Source organism: Clostridium sp. 1001283B150225_161107_B6 (assembly GCF_015556325.1).
GTDB lineage: Bacteria > Bacillota > Clostridia > Lachnospirales > Lachnospiraceae > Enterocloster.
Window position 1 is genome coordinate 207708 of record NZ_JADNMD010000011.1, and the last position, 23447, is coordinate 231154.

The window sequence follows — 23447 nt, forward strand, 5'->3', positions numbered from 1 at the left end:
TTCATGGAGGAGAGTAATATGAAATTAAAAAAGTTAGCAAGCGTAGCCATGGCGGGCGTGATGACCGTGTCACTTGCGGCCTGCGGCGGCTCTAACACGGCAGAGTCCACCACGGCAGCCGCATCCACAGCAGCAGAGGCGGAAACTAGCGCAGCAGCAGAGGGAGCGGAGACAGAGGCGTCCGAAGCACCGGCAGCAGGCGGCATCGCCAAGGAAGATTTAAAGATTGGTTTTGTCTACATAGGCGATGAGAACGAGGGCTATACGGCCGCTCATTATAACGGCGCCATGGAGATGAAGGAAGCCCTGGGACTGTCCGACGACCAGATTATCGTTAAGTGGAATATCCCTGAGGATGAGACTGCAAAGGATGCAGCCATGGACCTTGCAGACCAGGGATGCCAGATTGTATTTGCAAACAGCTTTGGACATGAGTCCTATGTGATTGAGGCGGCAAAGGAATACCCGGACGTCCAGTTCTGCCATGCAACCGGCTTCCAGGCAGCTTCCAGCGGCCTGAGCAACATGCACAATTATTTCACATCTATCTTTGAGGCACGCTACGTATCCGGTGTTGTGGCCGGACTGAAGCTGAACCAGATGATAGAGGACGGCACCGTGAAGGCAGATGCCTGCAAGATTGGTTATGTAGGCGCTTATCCCTATGCTGAGGTTATCAGCGGATATACATCCTTCTTCTTAGGCGTGCGTTCCGTATGCCCGGACGCCACCATGGAAGTTAAGTACACCAACAGCTGGGCAAGCTTTGACCTGGAGAAGGAAGCGGCAGATGCCCTGATTTCCGACGGATGCGTCCTGATCAGCCAGCACGCAGATACCACAGGCGCTCCTACTGCATGTGAGGCAGCAGGCGTTCCCTGTGTGGGCTACAACATTTCCATGATTGCAACCGCGCCAAACCAGGCTCTTACATCTGCTTCCAATAACTGGGGCGCATATGTGACCGAGGCTGTACAGCATGTTGTTGACGGAACCGAGATTCCGGTTGACTGGTGCAAGGGCTTCTCTGACGGCGCAGTTCTGATTACAGAGCTGAACGAGGCTGCTGTTGCTCCCGGAACAAAGGAAAAGGTGGAAGAGGTAGAGGCTAAGCTGGCATCCGGCGAGCTTCATGTATTTGATACCTCCACATGGACTGTTGGCGGCGAGACACTGGATACATATAAGAAAGACGGCAGCGATATCGAGTATATCTCCGACGGATATTTCCATGAGTCAGAGTTCGGTTCCGCGCCATCCTTTGATATCCTGATTGACGGCATCACCACAATCGACAACTAAGATAGAAAATGCGATAATTTCCCGCTGGAAATTAAAGGCTGTAAAAGCGGAGCCATCCATATCTGGCTCCGCTTTTTTCCAGCCGGCTATGAGCCAACAGCACACAACCAATTACAAAGAACGGAGGTTTGCCGGGTGAGCGAAGAATATGCAATTGAACTGAAAAATATTACAAAACGGTTCGGCAAGGTAACTGCCAACGACAAGGTATGCCTGTCTGTGAAGAGGGGGGAAATCCTGTCTGTCCTGGGTGAGAACGGAAGTGGTAAGACCACCCTCATGAACATGATTTCCGGTATCTACTACCCGGATGAGGGACAGATATTCGTAAACGGAAAGGAGGTTACCATTCGTTCGCCCAAGGACTCCTTTGCCCTGGGCATCGGCATGATTCACCAGCATTTTAAACTGGTGGACGTGCTGACAGCGGCTGAAAACATTATCCTGGGACTGTCCGGCAGGGAAGTGCTGGACATGAAGGCCGTCTCCGCCAGAATCAACGAGCTGACATCCAAATACGGATTTGAGCTGGACCCGGACCAGAAGATATACACCATGTCCGTATCCCAGAAGCAGACCGTGGAAATTGTCAAGCTTTTGTACCGCGGGGTGGATATCCTGATTCTGGACGAGCCCACGGCTGTTCTGACGCCCCAGGAAACGGACAAGCTGTTCGCCGTGCTGCGCAACATGCGCGAGGCAGGCCATTCCATCATCATCATCACCCATAAGCTTCATGAGGTGCTGGCTCTGTCAGACCGGGTGTCCGTACTGCGCAAGGGCCAGTATATCGGCACTGTATTTACGGCGGACGCCACCGAGGAATCCCTGACTGAGATGATGGTGGGCAAGAAGGTGAGCCTGAACATTGAACGGCCGGAGCCGGTGAACCCAGAACGCCGCCTGACGGCGGAAGGCGTCACCTGTGTGGACAAGGAAGGGGTGACGACCCTGGACCATGCTTCCTTTACTGCTTACAGCGGTGAGATACTGGGAATCGCGGGTATTGCAGGAAGCGGCCAGAGGGAGCTGCTGGAGTCCATTGCAGGACTTCAGCCAATGGCAGGCGGCACCATCACCTATTATCCGCCGGAGGGCGGTGAAAAGCAGCTGTCCGGCATGAGCGCCTCAGCCATCAATAAGCTGGGGGTCAGGCTCTCCTTTGTGCCTGAGGACCGCCTGGGCATGGGGCTGGTGGGCGCCATGGACATGACGGACAATATGATGCTCAGGGGCTACCGCAGGGGGCGTTCTTTCTTTACGGACAGGAAAACGCCAAAGAGCCTGGCTGAGCAGATTATAGAGGAGCTGGAAATCGTGACCCCGGGTGTCACCACACCGGTGCGCAAGCTGTCAGGAGGAAATGTACAGAAGGTGCTGGTGGGAAGGGAGATTTCCTCCAATCCAAAGGTGCTTATGGTGGCTTATCCGGTCCGGGGACTGGATATCAACTCATCCTACACCATTTACCATCTTCTGAACGAGCAGAAGAAACAGGGGGCGGCCGTTATCTGTGTGGGCGAGGACCTGGATGTGCTGCTGGAGCTGTGCGACCGCATTCTGGTGCTGTGCGGAGGACAGGTAAACGGAATTGTGGACGCTAGGACAGCGACCAAGGAACAGGTGGGACTGATGATGACCAGGACAGGAGGTGGCTTAAGTGAGTAAGGAGATGACGGCAGTATCCAACAAGGAGCCTCTGATGCATATATCCAAGAGGGACGAGATTGACATGTGGAAGGCCTGGGCCATCCGGCTGGGAGCGGTCCTGCTATCACTGGTGGTCTGTGCAGGGGTCATCTATGCCCTTACAGGGCTTAATCCCCTGGAGGTATACAAAGGAATCTTTGACGGGGCAGTGGGTACTAAAAGGCGTACCTGGATGACCATCCGGGACACCCTGGTGCTGCTCTGTATTGCAATCGGCATCACGCCTGCATTTAAGATGCGGTTCTGGAACATCGGCGCAGAGGGGCAGGTACTGATTGGCGGCGTCACATCCGCGGCCATGATGATTTACCTTGGCAATTCCCTGCCTCCCCTGGTCCTGTTTCCGCTGATGCTGCTGGGAAGCGCCCTGTCAGCCATGGTATGGGCGGCCATCCCTGCATTTTTCAAGGCATACTGGAACACCAACGAGACATTGTTTACATTGATGATGAACTATGTGGCCATGCAGGTCATCACATACTGCATTATTTTCTGGGAGAATCCCAAAGGCTCCAACTCCGTGGGAACCATCAATTCCTCCACAAAAGGAGGATGGCTTCCAAAGCTCTTTGGCCTGGAATACGGCTGGAACCTGGTAATCGTGCTGGCTCTGACCCTGGCTGTTTTCATTTATCTGAAGTACAGCAAGCAGGGGTATGAGATTGCGGTTGTGGGAGAGAGCGAGAACACGGCCAGATACGCGGGTATCAATGTGAAGAAGGTTATCATCCGGACCATGGCCCTGTCCGGCGCCATCTGCGGTATTGCGGGTTTTATCATTGTCAGCGGCGCCAGCCATACCATATCCACCAGCACGGCGGGCGGCAGGGGATTCACGGCCATCATCGTATCATGGCTCAGCAAGTTTAACGCCTTTGCCATGATACTGGTTTCATTTTTCCTGGTGTTTATGCAGAAGGGAGCAGGACAGATTGCCTCCCAGTTTAACCTGAATGAAAATGCCTCTGATGTAATAACAGGCATCATCCTCTTCTTTATCCTGGGCTGCGAATTCTTCATCAATTTCAAGGTGGGAGTCCGCGGCAAACGGAAAGAAGCAGGGGCAAAATTGTCATAAGGAGGCGAGATTATGGGTTTTTTGGTTATATTTATTCAGAAAGCAATCGGTCAGGGCATCGGCATTCTATACGGAGCCCTGGGAGAAATCATGACAGAGAAATCCGGCAACCTGAACCTGGGTATTCCCGGTATGATGTATATGGGCGGTATAGCCGGACTGATTGGGGCCTTCCTGTATGAGAACGGGACAGAGAATCCAAACGGTCTGGCGGGACTTTTGATTTCCTTTGTGTGCGCCTTTGCGTGCGCTGCCCTGGGAGGACTGGTATACAGCGTCCTGACCATTACGCTGCGGGCCAATCAGAACGTGACCGGTCTGGCCCTCACCACCTTCGGCGTTGGCTTCGGCAATTTCTTCGGCGGTTCCCTGGCAAAGCTGGCTGGCGGCGTGGGCCAGATTTCCGTGGCAGTGACAGGAGCAGCCTATAAGAAGCCCATACCCGGATTATCCGGGCTGGGCGTCATTGGACAGATTTTCTTTTCCTACGGGTTCCTGACTTATCTGGCAATTGTTCTGGCCCTGGCTCTGGCATTTTTCCTGGCTAAGACCAGGAAGGGACTGAACTTAAGGGCAGTGGGAGAGAGCCCGGCTACCGCGGATGCGGCAGGCATCAATGTAACGGCCTACAAGTACCTGGCCACCTGCCTCGGGGGCGGCATCAGCGGCCTGGGCGGACTCTATTTTGTCATGGAGTACTCCGGCGGCACCTGGACCAACAACGGATTCGGGGACAGAGGATGGCTGGCAATTGCCCTGGTTATTTTCGCCCTGTGGAAACCGGTCAATGCCATCTGGGGCTCCATCCTGTTCGGTGGCCTGTACATCCTTTACCTGTATATTCCGGGCCTGGACAGAGGCGCCCAGGAGATATTCAAGGCGCTGCCCTATGTGGTCACCATTGTGGTACTGGTTATAACCAGCCTGAGAAAGAAGAGGGAATACCAGCCGCCCCAGAGTCTGGGACTTCCGTATTTCAGGGAAGAGCGGTAGGGATTTGAAACGGCAGGGACTTGGAACGGCAGGAATTTAAAACGGTATTCATTCTCCGTCCGGTCCCTGTTATTCCGGTCCCTGTTATTCCTGCCCCTGATTGTCCTATCCCTGATTGTCCTGTCCGCGGTCTGACAGATTTGCGCCGTTTGTCCTTATGACTTCCTGATACCAGTAATAGCTGTCCTTTTTATAGCGGTTCATGGATGCCCCTTCTTCCTCGCCCCGGTCCACGTAGATGAAGCCGTAACGTTTCTGGTATCCGTTGAGCCAGCTCAGCAGGTCCGTAAAGGACCAGGTGCAGTAGGCCAGAACCTGACAGCCCTCATCCAGGGCTTCCGCCAGGGATTTCAGATGCTCTTTCAGGTATTTGATGCGGTAGGGGTCATGAATCCGGCCGTCCTCCTCCTTTTTGTCAAAGGCTCCAAGGCCGTTTTCGGAAATAATGACAGGAAGGGCATAACGGCTGGTGATTTCCCGGCAGCAGTACTTAAGACCTGCAGGGTCAATGCTCCAGTCCCAATCCGTGGTCATGAGATAGGGATTGGAGGGGTTTTTGTAAATGCCGGGAATTCCGGTTTCCTGGGAGGAGCCCTTTACCCCCGTGGTGTTCATGGAGCCGTAAGGGGCGGCGCCGTCCGGGGGATTGTACTCGCATACACAGCTCTGGTAGTAGTTTACGCCCATGAAGGATATTCCGGCTGCAGCCTCTTTGAGGATGTCCTCGTCGCCGTCCTCCATATGAGGGGCGGTTCCCTGCTTTTTCAGGTAAGCCATGGTGGCTTTGGGGTAGCGTCCGTATGCATATACATCCATCCACCAATAGTTTTTCATATCATCGTAATTGCATTTTGCCATTGCATTGGACGGCCGGCAGTCCAGGGCATAGGATGGGGTGTAGGCAAAGCTGGCGCCAATCATGCCTGTGCCGCCCATCCGGCGGTAGGCCAGAACAGCTTTTGCATGGGCCATGAATGCATGGTGGTTGACCTGATAAAACATTTTCCTGTCGTCGAATTTTCCCGGAGGATGCTGGGCAGTGAGCCAGCCCAGGGAGGTGAAGATATTCTGTTCATTCAGGGTAATCCAGTATTTTACCTTGCTTCCGAAGCGGGCAAAGAGGGTTTCGGCATAGGCTGTATAATCATCAATGATTCTGGGATTCTCCCATCCGCCGTAGGCTTCCACCAGCGCCTGGGGAAGGTCCCAGTGGAATATGGTCACCATAGGTTCAATATTATGTTTTAAACATTCGTCAATCAGGCTCTCATAGAAAGCCAGTCCGCTTTCGTTGGGAGTTCCTGTGCCTTTTGGGAAGATTCTGGCCCAGGATACGGAGAAACGGTAGGTTTTAAGGCCCATTTCCGCCATAAGGCCAATATCCTCCCTGTACCGGTGATAGTGGTCCACTGCGGTGTCTCCGGTGGTTCCTTTATATGTTTTCCCGGGAATCCGCACAAATGTATCCCAGTTTGTCAGTCCTTTTCCGTCTTCCAGATATCCGCCTTCCACCTGGTAGGCGGCGGAAGCGCTTCCCCACAGAAAGTCTTTTGGAAAAACAGGCAATTCTTTGCAGTTCATATGGTTCCTCCTTTTTTTATAAAATTGAATGTACTGTCTTATGCGGTAAAATAAAAGCTTACCGTGTATAAGGTATGAGTGTGCTGTGTTTGAAATAAGTATGCTGTGTTTGAAATAAGGGTCTAGCGTATGTTCAAAAGCGGCTCCAGGGGCTGGACCCTGCCGCTGCGGACAGGAACCACATCTGAATAATCTCCGGTATTGGATACGATAACCGGTGTGGTAATGTCGTATCCGGCCTTCTGTATTTCTTCCCGGTCAAAGGTCAGAAGGACTTCGCCCCTGCGGACGCTGTCTCCGGTCCTTTTGACCGGATGGAAGAACTGTCCGCCCAGGTTAACGGTGTCTATGCCCACATGGATTAAAAGCTCCACTCCGTCCCTGCTTATAAGACCCACTGCGTGGCCTGTCTCAAACATAACTGCGACCGTTCCGTCAAAGGGGGAGAGGATGGTATTTCCCTCAGGCAGGATGGCTGCGCCTTTTCCAAGGATTTCTTTTGCGAAGGTGGCATCCTTTACCTGGGATATGGGGATGCATCTGCCTTCCAGGGGGCTTGGAACGGTTATGTCAGCAAGGGTCTGAGATGCGTCAGATGAGGATGTCCCTGCGGGGACAGGCATGAGGTTATCATCTCCGTCTTCCTCTTCATCCGCCACATCCTCAAAACCAATGAGCAGGGTGGCGATAAAGGTGACCACCACGGTCAGAAGGATGGTAAGGGCTGCAATCATCAGGCTCATGGGGCGGCTTTCTTCCACATACTGTACAATGGTTACAATGGCAGGAGTGGCGATTCCGAAACACTTCATCTGGAAGAACCCGCCAAAGAGTCCTCCGGCCATGGCACCGATACATGCGCCCAGCATAGGGCGTTTTAAACGAAGGGTAACGCCGTAGAGGGCGGGCTCCGTGATTCCTGCTACCAGGGCGGAGAAGGCAGAGGAACCGGCTACCTGCTTGAAATCCTTGTTCCGGCTCTTTAAAGCCACTGCTGCGGAGGCAGCGCCCTGGGCCATGTTGGAACAGAGCTCTCCGATACAGATAAAGTTTTCATATCCCGTGGTGGCAAGCATTCCCAGTTTGATGGGTGTGAATGCATGGTGCATCCCTGCCATGACCACAAAGGGATAGATACCGGCGATGAGGCCGATGGCAATGAAGCCCAGCTTATCATGTACAAAATAAACCACGTCGGACAGTACATTTCCGAAAATCGCACCCAGGGGCCCAAGGATGATTAAAGCAATGGGAGCCTCTATGAGCACCACCAGCATTGGTTTCAAAAAGTTCTTTGTAATGACCGGGGTAATCCGGTCCGCCAGCTTTTCCACGTATTTAAGGGACCATACGGCCAGGATAATGGGTATGACGGAATAGGAGTAGGAGGCATAGGATACAGGCAGGAATCCCAGGAATTGTATGGTTTCCCCGGCATCATGGGCCGTGTTCATCATGGTGATAAAATTGGGATGGAGCATGATAAGGGCAATGCTTACGCTGTAATAAACATTGGTGCCGAATTTTCTGGATGCAGATACGGCAATCAGCACCGGCATAAAGAAGAATGCCCCGTCGCCCATCACGCTCAGCAGGCTGTAGGTGCTGCCGGTCGTGTCCAGGATGCCCAGCATGGGAAGGAGGGTCAGAAGGACCTTAATCATGGCAGCGCCTATGATGGCCGGAATGACCGGGGTCATAACGCCCGAGATGGTATCCATCAGCATGGACAGTATGTTCTGCTTTTCTTTTTTGGGAGCTGGTCCGGCAGGGGATTTATCTGAAAAACTGCCCAGCCTGCACAGTTCCTTATAGACAGTGCCCACATCGTTGCCGATGATGATTTGATACTGGCCTGCCTTCTTCATTATGCCCATGACTCCTTTTGTACTCCGCACAGCCTCATCGTCCACAATGGATTCATCCTTCAGCGTAAAGCGCAGCCGTGTCATGCAGTGTATCAGGCTGACCACATTTTCTTTTCCGCCCACCCGCTGTAATATCTTTTTTGCCACATTTTCGTAATCCATAAATTTCACCTCATCATAATATTTGGTTATTTGAAATATAAAAAGACCTGACTGCAAAAGGCACAACTTCCCGGGCTGTGCGCCTTCTGTAATCAAGTCTTGCTTAACTGAATAATAACAAACTTGGGTTTCCCTATTAAGTTTCCTGTTCCTCATCCAGGATGCGTTTCAGGTGAATCAGCAGATACAGCTGTTCATCCATGCTGAGGGTGTAGTCATACTGTCTCTTTATCAAATCAGCCACCTTTTTCACGCCGGAATATGCATGTTCATTCTGGGACACCAGGACCTGGTATATTTCCTGCATGGTATCCTGATAGGGAGTCCTGTCAAATATCCTGGCAGAGAAAAATTTCAGGTGCGTGATGAAGCGCTGGTATGAAACGGAGTCTTCGTGAAACTGTATCTTAAAATGAAGCCGTATAATTTGAAGGATGGAGCTGATTAAGTCCGTGATGTTCTGCAGCTGGGAACAGGCGCTGCCCTCTAATTCAGAGGCAGTGATATGCATGGCGATAAAGGCTGCCTCATCCTCCCCAAGGTCAATTCCGGTGTCCTCCTTTATCCAGGCCACGGCCTTCCGGGCCACGGCATACTCCCTGGGATAAAACTTGCGGATATCAATCTTCATCATGTTTTTCAGAAAGATGCCGGCCTGGTACCGTTCCAGGGCTGAGTTGATATGGTCCGTAAGGGTTACATACAGTATGTCGTTGACTTTCAACCCTTCCTGGTTTCTGGCTTCATCCACCACCTTTCCGGCGATTTCAAGGTATCGTTCCGACACAGAGCATACAATGTCCTGAAGCCGTCTGCTGGCCTCGCCGCTCTGCAGGCAGTAGGTTTTATCAACCAGCTTCTCATCCAGGCAGTCTCCCTTTTTCTTGCTGAATCCGATTCCGGGGCCTGTGAGGATAACCTCCCTGCCGCTTAAGTCCAGTGTCACTACTGCATTTGTATTCAGGACTCTGATGATTTTCAATGGTTTTCCCTCCGCTATATCTGAAACAAATGAATACAGGAATTTCATGATATAAAAAAACTGCTTATAATACCCCCTGTGAAAGTATTATAAACAGTCTTGCTTACCCTTACGTAATAACAAACTTGTTTTCTGTATTTACTATAACAATCAAGTTCTTTTTTGTAAATAGGGAATTTTATTTTCGGTAAAACAACTATTTTAATATATGGTTTTTTGTGCAGGTTATACAATGTGTGTTCATATCTGCCCATCTGCGGCCTGCCATGGACCGTTTGGAGCGGGGGGACTGGATGGAGCAGGTCCTGCCAGGAGCCTGCTGGAAGAAGTTCCAGTAATTTTGCAGTATTTTACCGAACAAATGTTTGCAAATAAACAGGGTATGTGCTATACTAAAGGCTGTCAGCGCTGTGCATCAGCGCATACTGGAAGATTAGACTGCCAGAAGCATTTCACTGCTCCGGGCAGCGGGATGAGTCGTATAAAGAAACAATCAAGATAAAAGACAAGGAGCATGTTCGATGGCAAAGCAGTACATTAAAATCCGCGGGGCGAATGAGCATAATCTGAAGGATATTTCCGTGGATATACCAAGGAATGAGCTGGTGGTCCTTACCGGACTGTCCGGTTCGGGAAAATCATCCCTGGCTTTTGATACTATTTATGCAGAAGGGCAGAGACGTTATATGGAGTCTCTGTCTTCTTACGCCAGGCAGTTCCTGGGACAGATGGAGAAACCGGATGTGGAGAGCATAGAGGGGCTTTCTCCGGCCATTTCCATTGACCAGAAATCCACCAACCGGAACCCACGTTCCACCGTTGGAACGGTTACAGAAATCTATGACTACATGAGGCTTTTATATGCCAGAATCGGTATACCCCACTGTCCGAAATGCGGTAAGGAGATACACAAACAGACCATTGACCAGATGGTGGACCAGATTATGTCCATGCCTGAACGGACCAAAATCCAGCTGCTGGCCCCGGTGGTCAGAGGACGCAAGGGCGAGCACGTGAAGGTGCTGGACCAGGCCAGGAAGAGCGGCTATGTGAGGGTGCGCATTGACGGCAGCCTCTATGAGCTGAGCGAGGAAATCAAGCTGGAGAAGAATATCAAGCACAACATCGAAATCGTGGTGGACCGCCTGATTGTGAAAGAAGGAATTGAGAAAAGGCTGACGGATTCCATAGAGACAGTCATGGCCCTGAGCGGCGGACTGATGATGGTGGATGTAAGCGGCGGGGAGCCGGTGAATTTCAGCCAGAGCTTTTCATGTCCGGACTGCGCGGTCAGCATTGACGAGGTGGAGCCCAGAAGCTTTTCCTTCAATAATCCCTTCGGAGCCTGTCCGGAGTGTTTTGGCCTTGGCTATAAGATGGAATTTGACGAGGACCTGATGATTCCGGATAAGTCGCTGTCCATTGACCAGGGGGCAATCGTGGTCATGGGATGGCAGTCCTGTACGGATAAGGGAAGCTTTACCAGGGCTATCCTGGAGGCGCTGTCGGAAGCCTATGATTTCAGACTGGATACGCCTTTCCAGGATTACCCCAGGGAAATCCACGACGTGCTTTTATACGGAACCGGAGGCCGGGAGGTAAAGGTCCATTATAAGAGCCAGAGAGGCGAGGGAGTTTATGACGTTGCCTTTGAGGGGCTGATTGAGAATGTAAACCGCCGCTATAAGGAAACCTTTTCCGAGGCGTCCAAGGCGGAGTACGAGACTTATATGCGGATTACGCCCTGCCCGGTTTGTAAGGGGCAGAGGCTTAAGAAGGAGTCGCTGGCTGTTACGGTGGGCGGGATGAACATATACGAAGCCACCAACATGTCCATTGTGCGGTTCAAGGAATTCATGGACGGGCTGACGCTGACTCCTATGCAGGAAACCATTGGCGCGTCCATCCTTAAGGAAATCAGGGCCAGGATATGTTTCCTCATTGACGTGGGCCTGGATTACCTTTCCCTGTCGCGGGCAACCGGCACCTTATCGGGGGGCGAGGCCCAGCGCATCCGTCTGGCTACCCAGATAGGCTCCGGCCTGGTGGGAGTGGCCTATATCCTGGACGAGCCCAGTATCGGACTCCATCAGAGGGATAATGACAAGCTCCTTAAGACGCTGACCCATCTGCGGGATTTGGGCAACAGCGTATTGGTGGTGGAGCACGATGAGGACACCATGCGGGCTGCCGACTGTATCGTGGATATCGGCCCCGGGGCAGGTGAGCACGGCGGAAAGGTCATTGCCATGGGCACGGCAGAGGAAATCATGAAAAACCCGGATTCCATTACCGGAGCTTACCTAAGCGGACGCTTACAGATTCCTGTTCCTTCCCAGCGAAGGAAGCCCACGGGCTGGATTACGGTAAAGGGCGCTGCGGAGAACAACCTGAAGAACATCAATGTGGACATACCTCTGGGAATCATGACCTGTGTAACCGGTGTATCCGGTTCCGGCAAAAGCTCCCTTGTCAATGAAATCGTCTATAAATCCCTGGCCAGGAAGCTGAACCGGGCCAGGACCATTCCGGGCAGGCACAAGTGCATTGAGGGCGTGGAGCAGCTGGACAAGATTATCGACATTGACCAGTCCCCCATCGGGCGCACCCCCAGGTCCAATCCTGCCACCTATACAGGCGTATTTGACCTTATAAGGGATTTGTTCGCCTCCACCACGGACGCCAAGGCAAAGGGGTATAATAAGGGAAGGTTCAGCTTCAATGTAAAGGGCGGACGGTGCGAAGCGTGCAGCGGAGACGGTATCATCAAGATTGAGATGCATTTCCTGCCGGATGTCTATGTACCCTGCGAGGTCTGCGGCGGCAAACGCTACAACCGTGAGACGCTGGATGTGAAGTACAAGGGAAAGAGCATCTATGACGTGCTGAACATGACCGTGGAGGAAGCCCTTAAATTTTTTGAGAACGTACCCTCTGTCACCAGAAAGATTCAGACCCTGTATGATGTGGGACTGGGGTACATCCGTCTGGGCCAGCCGTCCACGGAACTGTCCGGCGGTGAGGCGCAGAGAATCAAGCTGGCCACGGAGCTGTCCAAGAGAGGCACGGGCAAGACCATTTACATCCTGGACGAGCCCACCACAGGACTTCATTTTGCGGATGTCCATAAGCTGATTGACATCCTGCACAGGCTGTCGGAGGGCGGCAACACGGTGGTGGTCATTGAACACAACCTGGATGTAATCAAAACAGCGGATTACATCATTGATATCGGCCCGGAAGGCGGGGACAAGGGCGGTACGGTTATTGCCAAGGGCACCCCGGAGGAAGTGGCCCAGTGCCCGGTATCCTACACGGGAATGTATGTAAAGAAATATCTAAATTGACAACCGTTATAACTGAAGCACGGAGGCGGGGATGAGGCGAATCCCCGCCTTTTTGCAAAAGCCTTTGACATTTACGCGGGGCCTACGTTATAATGGACAGGTTAAAGAGCAGTGCTAGGAGCGGGGATTGTAATGGATAAGGAACGGAAACGCAGTCTTTCAGAGGTGGCGGCTGATTATGTGAGGGAGCAGATTCTTCAGGGTGAGCTGGCACAGAAAGAAAAGCTTGTTGAAAATGATATAGCCGTAAAGCTGGGAATGAGCCGGGGACCGGTGCGGGATGCGCTGAAGCAGCTTATGTACGAAGGATTCCTGGATTATGAGACGAATAAAGGGTACTCGGTTTCCATGCTTTCGCCCAGGGATGCCTATGAGATATTTTTCCTGAGAGGGAATCTGGAGAACCTGGCCCTGGAACGGTGCGGGGGACGCCTGCTGAGCGACAGCATTTTTCTCATGGAGGATGCGGTGCTGGCCATGAAGGCCGCGGTGGCGGAGGACGATATGGGAAAAATCATCAAGTATGATGAGATATTCCACAAACAGATTTTATTATCAGGCCAGATGGAACGCCTCACCAGTCTGTGGGAGACACTGAGCCCCTTAAACGGAGCCATGTTCTATACCATCAAACAGATTAATGGATATGTATCTGATAAGCAGATGGATTTGGACCTGGAAGATGTTGCTGCCCAGGCAGGACGGCGGGGAAATAACTATCTGGAGCATAAATGGCTTCTGGAAATCCTCCAGCGGGGGAATCTGGAACAGTCCAGAAACGCAATCAACACCCATTACATAGCCAACGGTGAGAGAATTTACCGGATTGGTATGAAGATGAAGAACCAGGAACTGTTTTATCATGTATGAGCGGGGATGCAGAGATAAAAAGATATAGGCGGAAATGCGAAAGCGGAAATGCAGGATGTGAAGACAATCATATCACGTTCCGGTCATTTCCGCTTTTTCTTTATTTTACAGGCATGTTTTCTATCTGTCTGCAGATATACTCCATATCCCGGGTTCCATATCTCTGGTCGCAGGTAAAGGACAGCACATGGCTGTAGATGTAAGCCGCGTCGCCATGGCCTTGCGTGTCAACCATGGGACCCTGGGGCCAGTAGGTGGTGGTCTTGACGCCGCGGCCGGCCAGATACTCCTGCACCATGGTCCTGTCCTCTGCATATACGGTAAAGTGACTGGGAACCGCTGCTTCCGGAAGAACCGGGAATATCACTGTAAGCTGGGGATGCTTCGGCATGTGTTCCAGAAGATACTGATAATTGATACGGCGCTGCTGTTTCATCCGTTCAAAGTCATAGTGACGGATAATGTACTCTGAATCCGGGTCGCTTCCATAGGAATCAAATATGCGGCGCAGCATTATCTCCGCCTCCCAGAACGTATCATTGAAATTCTTCATAGCCTCAGGGTCAGGATTCCCTGATTGGAGCAGCTGCTGTTTGCCCCTCATAGACATACTGCGCATGGAAAGATGGGTTTGGTCAGGCGCCAGAACAGGGAGGGAAAAGCTTCCCTTCCTCTTAATGGCGAATCCGCCTGACGGCACCCCAATCCACTTGCGCATGCTGCCCACCACGTAGTCGCAGCGTGGGTCAATGCCGTTGTCTGAAAAGATGGAGTGGGTCGTATCCTCGACTATGATGATGCCCCGCTCAGAACATTTCTGTATGAAATTCCGGTCGTAGCTGCAGAATCCGTAATAGCCGCAGAGATTGATTACGCTGATGCGGTCCAGAACCTTTTCATCGAATATGGGCGTTAAATCCTTTGATACATCATAGAATAAAAGTTCATAGCCCGCCTTGAGGAAAGGGGCCAGGACTGTCTCGCAGGTGTAGACAGGAACATAGGCCACCTTCCTGGTGTCGGTCAGGCAGATATCCTGAAGGGCGTAGTAGTTGGCGCACCTGCCGGACATGAAGAAACGCAGGCTGCCTCCTGGCGGGCACAGGTTTTCCAGGTAATGGTTCTCAGTTTCGGGCAGTGGTTCATATGTGAAAAATCCGCCGATTTGTTTCATGGTTTGTTACCTCCCGGGCATGTGTCCGGCCCTGCTGCGTGTGCGCGTCAGGGAGACACTTAGATTTAGTATACAGACAAGTATAGCACAGATATGAAAAAAAGCACAATAGAAATGTTGACAAAATATTTAAAGTGTAAATTTTACACAATGATTGTTGACAATTATGATATATTGTTTTATAATTTGAATGAAGCGAGGGAGTTTTGAATCCTAAGGCTTCTTTTTTGTTATTATGGTTTCTCACCCCTTTCCGGGGTTGTGAAATATGTATGCTGCTTCGCTGCAATTGAGCATATGGGAACATTCATTCCAGCTCTGACGCAGCAAATACAAGAGGATTGGAGAGAGAAAAATGTACAAGTATGTGTTAAAAAGACTGCTTATGCTGATTCCGGTTATCATCGGCGTGACGTTCATTGTGTTTTTCATTCTGAACCTGTCGCCAGGCGACCCGGCGGCAATCATCCTGGGCGACCAGGCATCAGCCGAGGCCCTGGCCATGAAGAGGGAGGAGCTGGGACTTAACGACCCTCTGCTGGTCCGTTACGGCCACTACATGATTAACATGCTGCACGGCGACCTGGGCACATCCTATAAGAATAACCTGAGTGTATGGTCGCAGGTCATGGAGCGGTTTCCTAACACAGCAGTTCTGGCAGTTGCCGGTATCCTGGTTGCCATCCTGATTGGAATTCCCACGGGAATTATTTCCGCCAAGAAACAGTATTCCATGATGGATAATACAGCCATGCTGCTCTCCCTGATTGGCGTTGCCATGCCGAACTTCTGGTTCGGCCTGCTGATGGTCATTCTGTTTGCGCTGACCCTGGGCTGGCTGCCTTCACAGGGTATGGGAGAGGGATTCATACCTCTCATCAAGAGTCTGGTCCTTCCGGCAGTGACACTGGGTACGGGGGCGGCTGCCATGATTACGCGTATGACCCGCTCGTCCATGCTGGAGGTCATCCGGCAGGATTACATAGACACGGCCAGGGCAAAGGGTGTTTCCGATAAGAAAATCACCACCCGCCACATGCTTAAGAATGCCATGATTCCAATCATCACAGCTGTGGGCCTTCAGTTCGGAACCCTTTTGGGAGGGGCCATGCTGACTGAGACCGTATTTTCCTGGCCCGGCCTGGGACGTCTCATGGTGGATTCCATCAAGTCAAAAGATATTCCCATGGTATTGGGGTCTGTTATCTTTCTGGCAATCATGTTTACCGTGGTTAACCTGGCGGTAGACATCATATACGCCTTTGTGGACCCGAGAATTAAATCACAATACAAGAGAAAGTAGGTGCAGTTCATGGGAAAGAAACATCTGATTGCCGCAGAAGCGGAAGGCGACCAGCGCTCCCTGTGGGGCGAGGCCTGGCGCAGATTTAAAAAGAACCGGCTGGCCATGATTGGCATGTATTTTATCCTGGCGCTGGTAATCATAGCAGTGGCAACTATCATCATTGACGCTGTCACAGGCAAATCCATCTACCTGAATTACGTGGTAAAGCAGAACCTGAGGGGACGTCTTCAGACTCCCAGCCTGGCGCATCCCTTTGGATTGGATGAGTTCGGCAGGGATATGCTGCTGCGCATGCTGTGGGCAGTCCGCTACTCCCTGTTCATGGGCACGGTGGCCATCATCATTTCATGTATATTCGGCGGCCTTCTGGGAGCCTTTGCAGGATATTACGGCAGGACGGCCGACAATATCATCATGAGAATCATGGATATCCTTCTGGCCATTCCCTCCATGCTTCTGGCCATCGCCATTGTGGCAGCCCTGGGAACCAGCATCACCAATGTGCTGATTGCCATTGCCATATCCTATGTTCCCACCTTTGCCAGGACGGTCCGGGCATCGGTGCTTACGGTAAAGGACCAGGAGTTCATTGAGGCAGCCCGCTCCATTGGCTGCAGCGACTGGCGTATCATCATCAAATATGTGATTCCCAATTCCATGGCGCCCATTATCGTGCAGGTGACCCTGGGAATCGCAGGAGCCATCCTTTCCATCGCAGGACTTTCCTTCCTGGGACTTGGCATCCAGCCGCCCACTCCTGAGTGGGGCGCAATGCTGTCCAACGCCCGAAGCTATATCCGCGACGCATGGCACGTCACCATCATCCCCGGCATGGGAATCATGCTCACCATCCTGGCCCTTAACCTGGTGGGAGACGGACTGAGGGATGCCCTTGACCCGCGCCTCAAGAGCTAATGGCGGGAATGAATGTTCAAACACGCTATAAGAAAGGATGAGTATGACATGGCAGATAAACCATTATTGGAAGTAAAAGACCTGGTTATCCACTATGAGACGGATGACGGAGTGGTAAAGGCGTTAAACGGCGTCAATATACATATCGGTGTGGGAGAAACCCTGGGACTGGTGGGGGAGACCGGTGCGGGAAAGACCACGCTGGCAAAAGGAATCATGAGACTGATTCCCCATCCTCCGGGCAGGATTCTGGGCGGAGAGGTGATATTTGAGGGACAGGACCTGCTGAAGCTTTCCACCAACGGCATGGAGGCCATTCGCGGCAGGGATATCTCCATGATATTCCAGGATCCCATGACCTCCTTAAATCCGGTGCTCACAGTGGGTGAGCAGATTATGGAGGTAATTGAGAACCATAACACAAACCTTTCCAAGCAGGAGGCCAGGAAATGGGCTGAAAACATGCTGGAGAGGGTAGGAATCCCGGCAGAGCGTTTTGGGGAGTATCCCCACCAGTTTTCCGGCGGCATGAAGCAGAGGGTGGTCATTGCAATTGCCCTGGCCTGCAATCCAAAGCTGCTTATAGCGGACGAGCCGACCACGGCCCTGGATGTTACCATACAGGCCCAGGTGCTGGAGATGATATACAAGCTCAAATCCGAGAATAACACATCCATGATTCTCATTACCCACGACCTGGGAGTGGTTGCCCAGAACTGTGACTATGTGGCAATCATCTATGCGGGGGAAGTGGTGGAATACGGAACCCTGCGTGAGATATACAAGGACACGAAGCATCCGTACACGGAAGGACTCTTTGGTTCCATTCCCAGCCTGACAAGCGATGTGAAGCGGCTCCAGGCCATTGACGGCATGATGCCCGACCCCACCAGGCTGCCTGAGGGCTGTGTTTTCTGCGAGAGATGTAAGTATGCGGTTCCTGAATGTTCCAAGACCCATCCTGAGATGGTGACTGTAGGCGGAACCCACCAGGTCCGCTGCATCCGCTACCGCTAAGAAAAGGAGATTGACATATGCAGGAACAGAAAACAGAGATTTTACGTGTGGAACATCTGAAAAAATATTTTACAACGCCAAAGGGCACCCTCCACGCGGTGGATGATGTTAACTTTTCCATCCGTACAGGGGAAACCCTGGGCGTGGTAGGGGAGTCCGGATGCGGGAAATCCACCATGGGAAGAGCCATCCTGAGACTTCATGAGCCCACAGGCGGCAAGGTTTATTTTGAAGGCAGGGATATCCTGGGCTGCAACAAGAAGCAGCTCAAGGATTTAAGAAAGGATATGCAGATTATATTCCAGGACCCCTTTGCTTCCCTGAATCCCAGGATGACAGTCAGCGAGGCAATTATAGAGCCGCTGCTGGTGCAGGGCATTTACAAGGCCAATGAAAGGGCGGCCATCACCGGGCAGGTGGAGAAAATCATGAACCTGGTGGGGCTGGCCAAGCGTCTGGTCAATACATATCCCCATGAGCTGGACGGGGGAAGGCGTCAGAGAATCGGAATCGCCAGGGCATTGGCAGTCAATCCCAAGTTTATTGTGTGCGATGAGCCTGTGTCCGCCCTGGACGTATCCATCCAGGCCCAGATTCTCAACCTGATGCAGGATTTGCAGGAGGAGCTGAACCTTACCTATATGTTCATCACCCATGACCTGTCGGTGGTAAGGCATTTTTCCAATGATATTGTGGTTATGTACCTGGGACAGATGGTGGAGTCAGCACCGGCCAAGGCGCTGTTTAAGAATCCCATGCATCCCTACACAAAGGCGCTGCTGTCAGCCATACCGGTTCCGGACCCTGACTTTAAGATGGAGCGCATTCCGTTAAAGGGCGAGCTCACATCGCCAATCAACCCGGAGCCGGGATGCAGGTTTGCAAAACGCTGTCCGTATGCCACAGAGGCATGTACCAGCAGTGAGATGACCTTAAAGGAAATGGAGCCAGGGCACTTTGTGAGCTGCCGTATGGTGCAGGAACAGAAATAAATTCCGGGCGGGCATCCGGAGAGGGCGCCTGAAATCCGGCATTTATAGAGAGTATTTTAATGAAGAGAGGAGCACTAGTATGAGAAAAACATGGAAAAAAGTCATTGCATTATCCTTAGTGGCAGCAATGGCAGTAAGTGCAGCCGGTTGTTCCAAGTCGGGACAGACCTCAACAGAGGGAGGCAGCGCGCAGACAGAGGCTGGTTCCCAGGGAGCACAGGGAGGAGACAGCAGCAGCGGTTCCGGGGAATACAAAGACACACTGGTATGGGCACAGGGAGCTGACGTTACATCCTTAGACCCCCATCAGGGCAAGGAGACGCCGGCCGTGGAGGTTACAGACCAGATATTCGATACCCTGACCGTGGTAGACGCTGCCACCGGAGAGCTCCAGCCGCAGATTGCAGAGAGCTGGGACCAGAATTCCGACACTTCCTATACCTTCCACATCCGCAAGGGCGTGAAATTCCACGACGGTTCCGAGTTAAAGGCCGAGGACGTAAAGTTCTCCCTGGACAGGGCCATCAGTTCCGCTGCTGTTTCCTATATTGTTGACTTTATCGACAAGGTGGACGTGGTGGATGAGTATACGGTTAATGTGGAGCTGAAGGCTCCCTATGCGCCGGCCCTCAGAAACCTTTCCGTACCATTTGCAGCCATCGTGCCAAAGGCAGTGGTGGAAGCAGACGAGGAAGGCTTCAAGCTTCATCCCATCGGCACTGGCCCATATAAGTTCGTAGAGTGGAAACAGGGCGATTCCGTTACCCTGGAGCGCTTTGACGATTACTATGCAGGACCGGCGGAAACGCAGAAACTGGTTATGAAGGTTATTCCGGAGGCATCCCAGAGAACCATTGCCCTGGAGACAGGAGAGGTGGACCTGGCTTACGACCTGCTTCCAAACGATTTGGAGAAGGTAAGGAGCAATTCCGACCTGCAGCTGTTCGAGGCTCCGTCCCTGACCTGCTATTACATTTCCATGAACATGAACAAGGCGCCGTATGATGACCAGAAGGTAAGGGATGCCGTCAACTATGCCATTGACCGCCAGCTGATTATCGACACCATTGCCAGCGGCTCCGGAGAGCCGGCTGACGCCATCATTGCTCCGGCTGTGTTCGGATACTTCAGCCCCGGCGCTTACGAGTATGACCCTGAGAAGGCAAAATCCCTTCTGGCTGAGGCCGGATATCCAAATGGATTCGAGACCAGTATCTGGGTGAATGACAACCAGACCCGTGTGGAAGTATGCCAGGCTGTACAGGCCATGCTTCAGGACGTGGGCATCACCTGCAACATAGAGGTAATGGAATTCGGCAGCTTCATTTCCAGAACTTCCGCAGGCGAGCATGACATGGGATACTTCGGCTGGGTGACCTCCACCACAGACGCAGACTACACCTACTATTCACTGGAGCACTCCTCACAGCAGGGAGCAGCCGGAAACCGCAGCTTTATCGCAGACCCGGAGGTTGACAAGCTCATTGAGACAGGAAGGACCAGTGCTGACGAGTCCGTGAGACTGAAAGCATATGAGGACCTGGCTGTGAAGTTAAAAGAAGTGAACAATAACGCACCTATCTACTACAGCACCATCACCGCAGGCGCCAATGCCAAGGTGGAAGGTTTCGTCATGGACCCAATTGGCTACCACAAGCTGGAGCATGTAAAGGTTGCAAAATAAGAGAAGTCAAAGGAGATATGCATCATGAGATTATCAAAGATTACATGGCCAACAGCGGAACGGTATTTTAAGGAAAATGACATGGTTATCCTTCCAATCGGAAGCACGGAGTGTCATGGACGCCATATGCCGCTGGGAACCGACACCCTGATACCTGACAAAATCCTGGAACTGATTGAGGAGAAAAATGACAACATCCTCATTGCGCCCATGATTCCCTACGGAGCATGCCAGTCACTGGCTGATTATCCGGGTACCATCAACATTGATTCCGACGTACTGTACCAGTATGTATACCAGATTGTAGACGGGCTGTACAAGCACGGCGCACGCAAGATTCTGGTGCTGAACGGACATGGGGGGAATATCAAGACCATTGAGCGCATCGGCCTGGAATTTGACAAGAAGGGCGCCATGGTCGTGATGCTGAACTGGTGGCTGATGGCCTGGGATATGAAGCCTGAGTGGAAAGGCGGACATGGCGGCGGTGAGGAGACTGCAGGCATCATGGCAGTTGACCCCTCACTGGTGGACATGAGCCAGATTGACCTTCCTCTGGAGATGACCAATCTCACAGACAACCTGGTGGCAACCGGCTTCCGAACCGTGCGCTTCAAGGGCGTTGAGATTGAAATTCTCAGGAACACGCCAAAGGTAACGGACAACGGATGGATTGGACCGGACCATCCAAACACCGCTACCGTGGAGTGGGGACAGGAAATGGTGCAGACCACAGCCGACTATATCCTGGATTTGATTGAAGAGCTTAAGAAGGTAACGGTTTAGGGGAGTGTTTTATCCGCTGCTGACGGCAGGGAGATGCGGGCAGGTAACATGCGGCAGATAATATGCAGGCAGGTAATATGCGGCAGGTAATATGCGGCAGGTAATATGCGGCAGATAATATGCAGGCAGGTAAACTTGTGGGCAGGTAATATGCGGCAAAAGATAGATGAGTATGGAAGATTCGGATACGGCAGATATGAATACGGGAGTATAAGTAAAGAAGTATGAGTAAGGAAAGCCGGGTCCGGATGAAGCAGATATAAGTAAGGCAGATGCAGTGCCGCAGGCATGGTATGGCAGGAGCGGTACCATGTGATGCGGCACTTTGCGTCTCATACCTGGAGGAAATCATGGCAAATATAAAAGAAATTGAAGCATTGACCAATGCCTTTGGTCCAAGCGGATTTGAGGACGAGGTCATCCGGGAAGTAAAGAAATGGTGCGCGGATTTGGATGTGGCAAATGACGCCATGTACAATGTTTACGCCACCATGAAGAAGAAAAAGGCCGGGCGCCCGGTACTCATGCTGGACGCCCATCTGGATGAGTGCGGATTCATGGTGCAGTCCATTCTGGAAAATGGGCTTTTGAGCATCCTTATGCTGGGAGGGTTCCATCTCACCAGCCTGCCCGCCCACTCTGTCATTGTAAGGACGAGAGACGGGAAAAAGCACCGGGGTATCACCACATCCAAACCAGTTCATTTCCTGACAGCAGCCCAGAAGAGCGACAACTCCCTGGCAATCGAGGATATCCTGGTGGATGTGGGTGCCAGCAGCCGGGAGGAAGTGACGGAGGTCTATGGAATCCGTCCGGGCGACCCCATTATGCCGGATGTAAGCTTTGAGTATCATGAGGAAAATGGAATTCTGTACGGCAAGGCCTTTGACAACCGTCTGGGCTGTGTGAGCATCATTGACACCATGCAGGCCCTTAAGGATGAGGCGGACCAGCTGGCAGTGGAAGTGGTGGGCGCATTTGCAGCCCAGGAGGAAGTGGGCACCAGGGGGGCGACGGTGACTGCCCAGCAGGTACAGCCGGATTTGGCCATTGTGTTTGAGGGGTCACCGGCAGATGATTTTTATTTCCGGGCCGGTATTGCCCAGGGCTGCTTAAGAAGCGGGGTGCAAATCCGCCATATGGACAACAGCTATATATCCAATGTGGAATTTATCCGTTTTGCCCAGGAGACAGGAGACAGGCTGGGAATTAAATACCAGGATGCTGTCCGCAGGGGAGGCAGCACGGACGCCGGAAAAATCAGCCTTACAGGAAAGGCAGTGCCGGTGCTGGTGCTGGGCATTCCCTCCAGGTATGTGCACAGCCATTATAACTTCTGCGCAGAAGAGGATGTGGACGCTGCTGTCAGAATGGCCGTGGAGGTCATCCGGGGGCTGGATGAGGAACGGATTGCAAGGATTCTGCGGAAAGATGCTGTTTAATTGAGCCAGATGGGGACGGATGGCATGTGCGGCAGATACAGCCGGAAGAAACCGGAGGACTGGGATGAGGCGCCAGGATAGGGGATAAGGGCAGGAGACAGCTAAAAAAATTTAAAAAAGTGTCGAAATAGCTTGATATTTGTCGGTCCCTGTTTTATAATACCTGTCTTTCGGAGTTGAACTAAAAAAATGGTGCTAAGCCATGGGTTAGAACCTATGACTTAGCACTCTATTTATG

17 protein-coding genes are annotated in these 23447 nt (G+C 52.0%); 13 read left to right on the forward strand and 4 right to left on the reverse strand.

From position 1 onward, the window contains the following. The first annotated feature begins 18 nt into the window (after positions 1 to 18). The 4 genes from I2H39_RS22050 to I2H39_RS22065 all read left to right on the forward strand — a co-directional run bounded on the left by I2H39_RS22050 (position 19) and on the right by I2H39_RS22065 (position 5083). Entirely contained in the window at positions 19 to 1302 is a 1284-nt protein-coding gene (locus tag I2H39_RS22050; RefSeq protein WP_195627533.1) for a BMP family ABC transporter substrate-binding protein, read from the forward strand. Between the two features lie 135 nt (positions 1303 to 1437). Continuing rightward, positions 1438 to 2970, forward strand: coding sequence for an ABC transporter ATP-binding protein (locus I2H39_RS22055; RefSeq protein ID WP_195627534.1), 1533 nt, complete (start codon positions 1438 to 1440; stop codon positions 2968 to 2970). Further along, positions 2963 to 4090 carry an ABC transporter permease gene (locus I2H39_RS22060; protein ID WP_138309253.1) on the forward strand — a complete coding sequence of 376 codons (1128 nt, stop codon included), beginning with the start codon at positions 2963 to 2965 and terminating at the stop codon, positions 4088 to 4090. The genes I2H39_RS22055 and I2H39_RS22060 overlap by 8 nt, the downstream gene beginning before the upstream one ends. 12 nt (positions 4091 to 4102) lie before the next feature. Next, on the forward strand, positions 4103 to 5083 hold the full coding sequence (locus I2H39_RS22065) for an ABC transporter permease (protein WP_195627535.1): 981 nt from the start codon (positions 4103 to 4105) through the stop codon (positions 5081 to 5083). A gap of 105 nt (positions 5084 to 5188) precedes the next feature. Here the strand turns inward: I2H39_RS22065 and I2H39_RS22070 are convergent, their stop codons facing one another. The 3 genes from I2H39_RS22070 to I2H39_RS22080 all read right to left on the reverse strand — a co-directional run bounded on the left by I2H39_RS22070 (position 5189) and on the right by I2H39_RS22080 (position 9676). Beyond that, positions 5189 to 6664 carry a glycoside hydrolase family 1 protein gene (locus tag I2H39_RS22070; protein ID WP_195627536.1) on the reverse strand — a complete coding sequence of 492 codons (1476 nt, stop codon included), beginning with the start codon at positions 6662 to 6664 and terminating at the stop codon, positions 5189 to 5191. 122 nt (positions 6665 to 6786) lie between these two features. Then, positions 6787 to 8694, reverse strand: coding sequence for a beta-glucoside-specific PTS transporter subunit IIABC (locus I2H39_RS22075; protein WP_138309256.1), 1908 nt, complete (start codon positions 8692 to 8694; stop codon positions 6787 to 6789). 136 nt (positions 8695 to 8830) lie between these two features. Next, positions 8831 to 9676 (reverse strand): PRD domain-containing protein, encoded by an 846-nt coding sequence (locus I2H39_RS22080; protein WP_240305573.1) that lies wholly within the window; start codon positions 9674 to 9676, stop codon positions 8831 to 8833. 521 nt (positions 9677 to 10197) lie between these two features. On the opposite strand from I2H39_RS22080, the gene uvrA reads away from it, so the two are divergent. Both uvrA and I2H39_RS22090 read left to right on the forward strand, forming a co-directional pair. Then, the gene (gene uvrA, locus I2H39_RS22085) at positions 10198 to 13023 is read left to right on the forward strand and encodes an excinuclease ABC subunit UvrA (protein WP_138309258.1); all 2826 of its coding nucleotides are present in this window, start codon (positions 10198 to 10200) and stop codon (positions 13021 to 13023) included. Positions 13024 to 13155: 132 nt separating this feature from the next. Then, a complete protein-coding gene (locus I2H39_RS22090; RefSeq protein ID WP_138309259.1) occupies positions 13156 to 13893 on the forward strand; it encodes a GntR family transcriptional regulator in 738 nt (245 codons plus the stop codon). 100 nt (positions 13894 to 13993) lie between these two features. Here I2H39_RS22090 and I2H39_RS22095 read toward each other — a convergent pair whose 3' ends face one another. Then, on the reverse strand, positions 13994 to 15067 hold the full coding sequence (locus I2H39_RS22095) for a DegT/DnrJ/EryC1/StrS aminotransferase (RefSeq protein ID WP_195627537.1): 1074 nt from the start codon (positions 15065 to 15067) through the stop codon (positions 13994 to 13996). A gap of 355 nt (positions 15068 to 15422) precedes the next feature. On the opposite strand from I2H39_RS22095, the gene I2H39_RS22100 reads away from it, so the two are divergent. The 7 genes from I2H39_RS22100 to I2H39_RS22130 all read left to right on the forward strand — a co-directional run bounded on the left by I2H39_RS22100 (position 15423) and on the right by I2H39_RS22130 (position 23209). Then, entirely contained in the window at positions 15423 to 16370 is a 948-nt protein-coding gene (locus I2H39_RS22100; RefSeq protein WP_002568537.1) for an ABC transporter permease, read from the forward strand. A gap of 9 nt (positions 16371 to 16379) precedes the next feature. Beyond that, the gene (locus I2H39_RS22105) at positions 16380 to 17288 is read left to right on the forward strand and encodes an ABC transporter permease (RefSeq protein WP_138309261.1); all 909 of its coding nucleotides are present in this window, start codon (positions 16380 to 16382) and stop codon (positions 17286 to 17288) included. A 48-nt stretch (positions 17289 to 17336) separates the two neighbouring features. Continuing rightward, positions 17337 to 18305: an ABC transporter ATP-binding protein gene (locus I2H39_RS22110; protein ID WP_138309262.1), complete on the forward strand. Its 969-nt coding sequence runs from the start codon at positions 17337 to 17339 to the stop codon at positions 18303 to 18305. A gap of 17 nt (positions 18306 to 18322) precedes the next feature. Beyond that, entirely contained in the window at positions 18323 to 19297 is a 975-nt protein-coding gene (locus tag I2H39_RS22115) for an oligopeptide/dipeptide ABC transporter ATP-binding protein (protein WP_138309263.1), read from the forward strand. A gap of 79 nt (positions 19298 to 19376) precedes the next feature. Further along, entirely contained in the window at positions 19377 to 20981 is a 1605-nt protein-coding gene (locus tag I2H39_RS22120) for an ABC transporter substrate-binding protein (RefSeq protein WP_138309264.1), read from the forward strand. A 24-nt stretch (positions 20982 to 21005) separates the two neighbouring features. Beyond that, positions 21006 to 21767 carry a creatininase family protein gene (locus I2H39_RS22125; protein WP_138309265.1) on the forward strand — a complete coding sequence of 254 codons (762 nt, stop codon included), beginning with the start codon at positions 21006 to 21008 and terminating at the stop codon, positions 21765 to 21767. A gap of 350 nt (positions 21768 to 22117) precedes the next feature. Next, on the forward strand, positions 22118 to 23209 hold the full coding sequence (locus tag I2H39_RS22130) for a M20/M25/M40 family metallo-hydrolase (RefSeq protein WP_195627538.1): 1092 nt from the start codon (positions 22118 to 22120) through the stop codon (positions 23207 to 23209). The last annotated feature ends 238 nt before the right edge of the window (positions 23210 to 23447 follow it).

What these genes read in the sequence shown, in the direction of transcription:
- I2H39_RS22050 (WP_195627533.1), top strand. Translation starts at nt 19, where the DNA reads ATGAAATTAAAAAAGTTAGCAAGCGTAGCCATGGCGGGCGTGATGACC.
- I2H39_RS22065 (WP_195627535.1), top strand. Translation starts at nt 4,103, where the DNA reads ATGGGTTTTTTGGTTATATTTATTCAGAAAGCAATCGGTCAGGGCATC.
- I2H39_RS22070 (WP_195627536.1), bottom strand. Translation starts at nt 6,664, where the DNA reads ATGAACTGCAAAGAATTGCCTGTTTTTCCAAAAGACTTTCTGTGGGGA.
- I2H39_RS22075 (WP_138309256.1), bottom strand. Translation starts at nt 8,694, where the DNA reads ATGGATTACGAAAATGTGGCAAAAAAGATATTACAGCGGGTGGGCGGA.
- uvrA (WP_138309258.1), top strand. Translation starts at nt 10,198, where the DNA reads ATGGCAAAGCAGTACATTAAAATCCGCGGGGCGAATGAGCATAATCTG.
- I2H39_RS22090 (WP_138309259.1), top strand. Translation starts at nt 13,156, where the DNA reads ATGGATAAGGAACGGAAACGCAGTCTTTCAGAGGTGGCGGCTGATTAT.
- I2H39_RS22095 (WP_195627537.1), bottom strand. Translation starts at nt 15,067, where the DNA reads ATGAAACAAATCGGCGGATTTTTCACATATGAACCACTGCCCGAAACT.
- I2H39_RS22100 (WP_002568537.1), top strand. Translation starts at nt 15,423, where the DNA reads ATGTACAAGTATGTGTTAAAAAGACTGCTTATGCTGATTCCGGTTATC.
- I2H39_RS22105 (WP_138309261.1), top strand. Translation starts at nt 16,380, where the DNA reads ATGGGAAAGAAACATCTGATTGCCGCAGAAGCGGAAGGCGACCAGCGC.
- I2H39_RS22110 (WP_138309262.1), top strand. Translation starts at nt 17,337, where the DNA reads ATGGCAGATAAACCATTATTGGAAGTAAAAGACCTGGTTATCCACTAT.
- I2H39_RS22115 (WP_138309263.1), top strand. Translation starts at nt 18,323, where the DNA reads ATGCAGGAACAGAAAACAGAGATTTTACGTGTGGAACATCTGAAAAAA.
- I2H39_RS22120 (WP_138309264.1), top strand. Translation starts at nt 19,377, where the DNA reads ATGAGAAAAACATGGAAAAAAGTCATTGCATTATCCTTAGTGGCAGCA.
- I2H39_RS22125 (WP_138309265.1), top strand. Translation starts at nt 21,006, where the DNA reads ATGAGATTATCAAAGATTACATGGCCAACAGCGGAACGGTATTTTAAG.
- I2H39_RS22130 (WP_195627538.1), top strand. Translation starts at nt 22,118, where the DNA reads ATGGCAAATATAAAAGAAATTGAAGCATTGACCAATGCCTTTGGTCCA.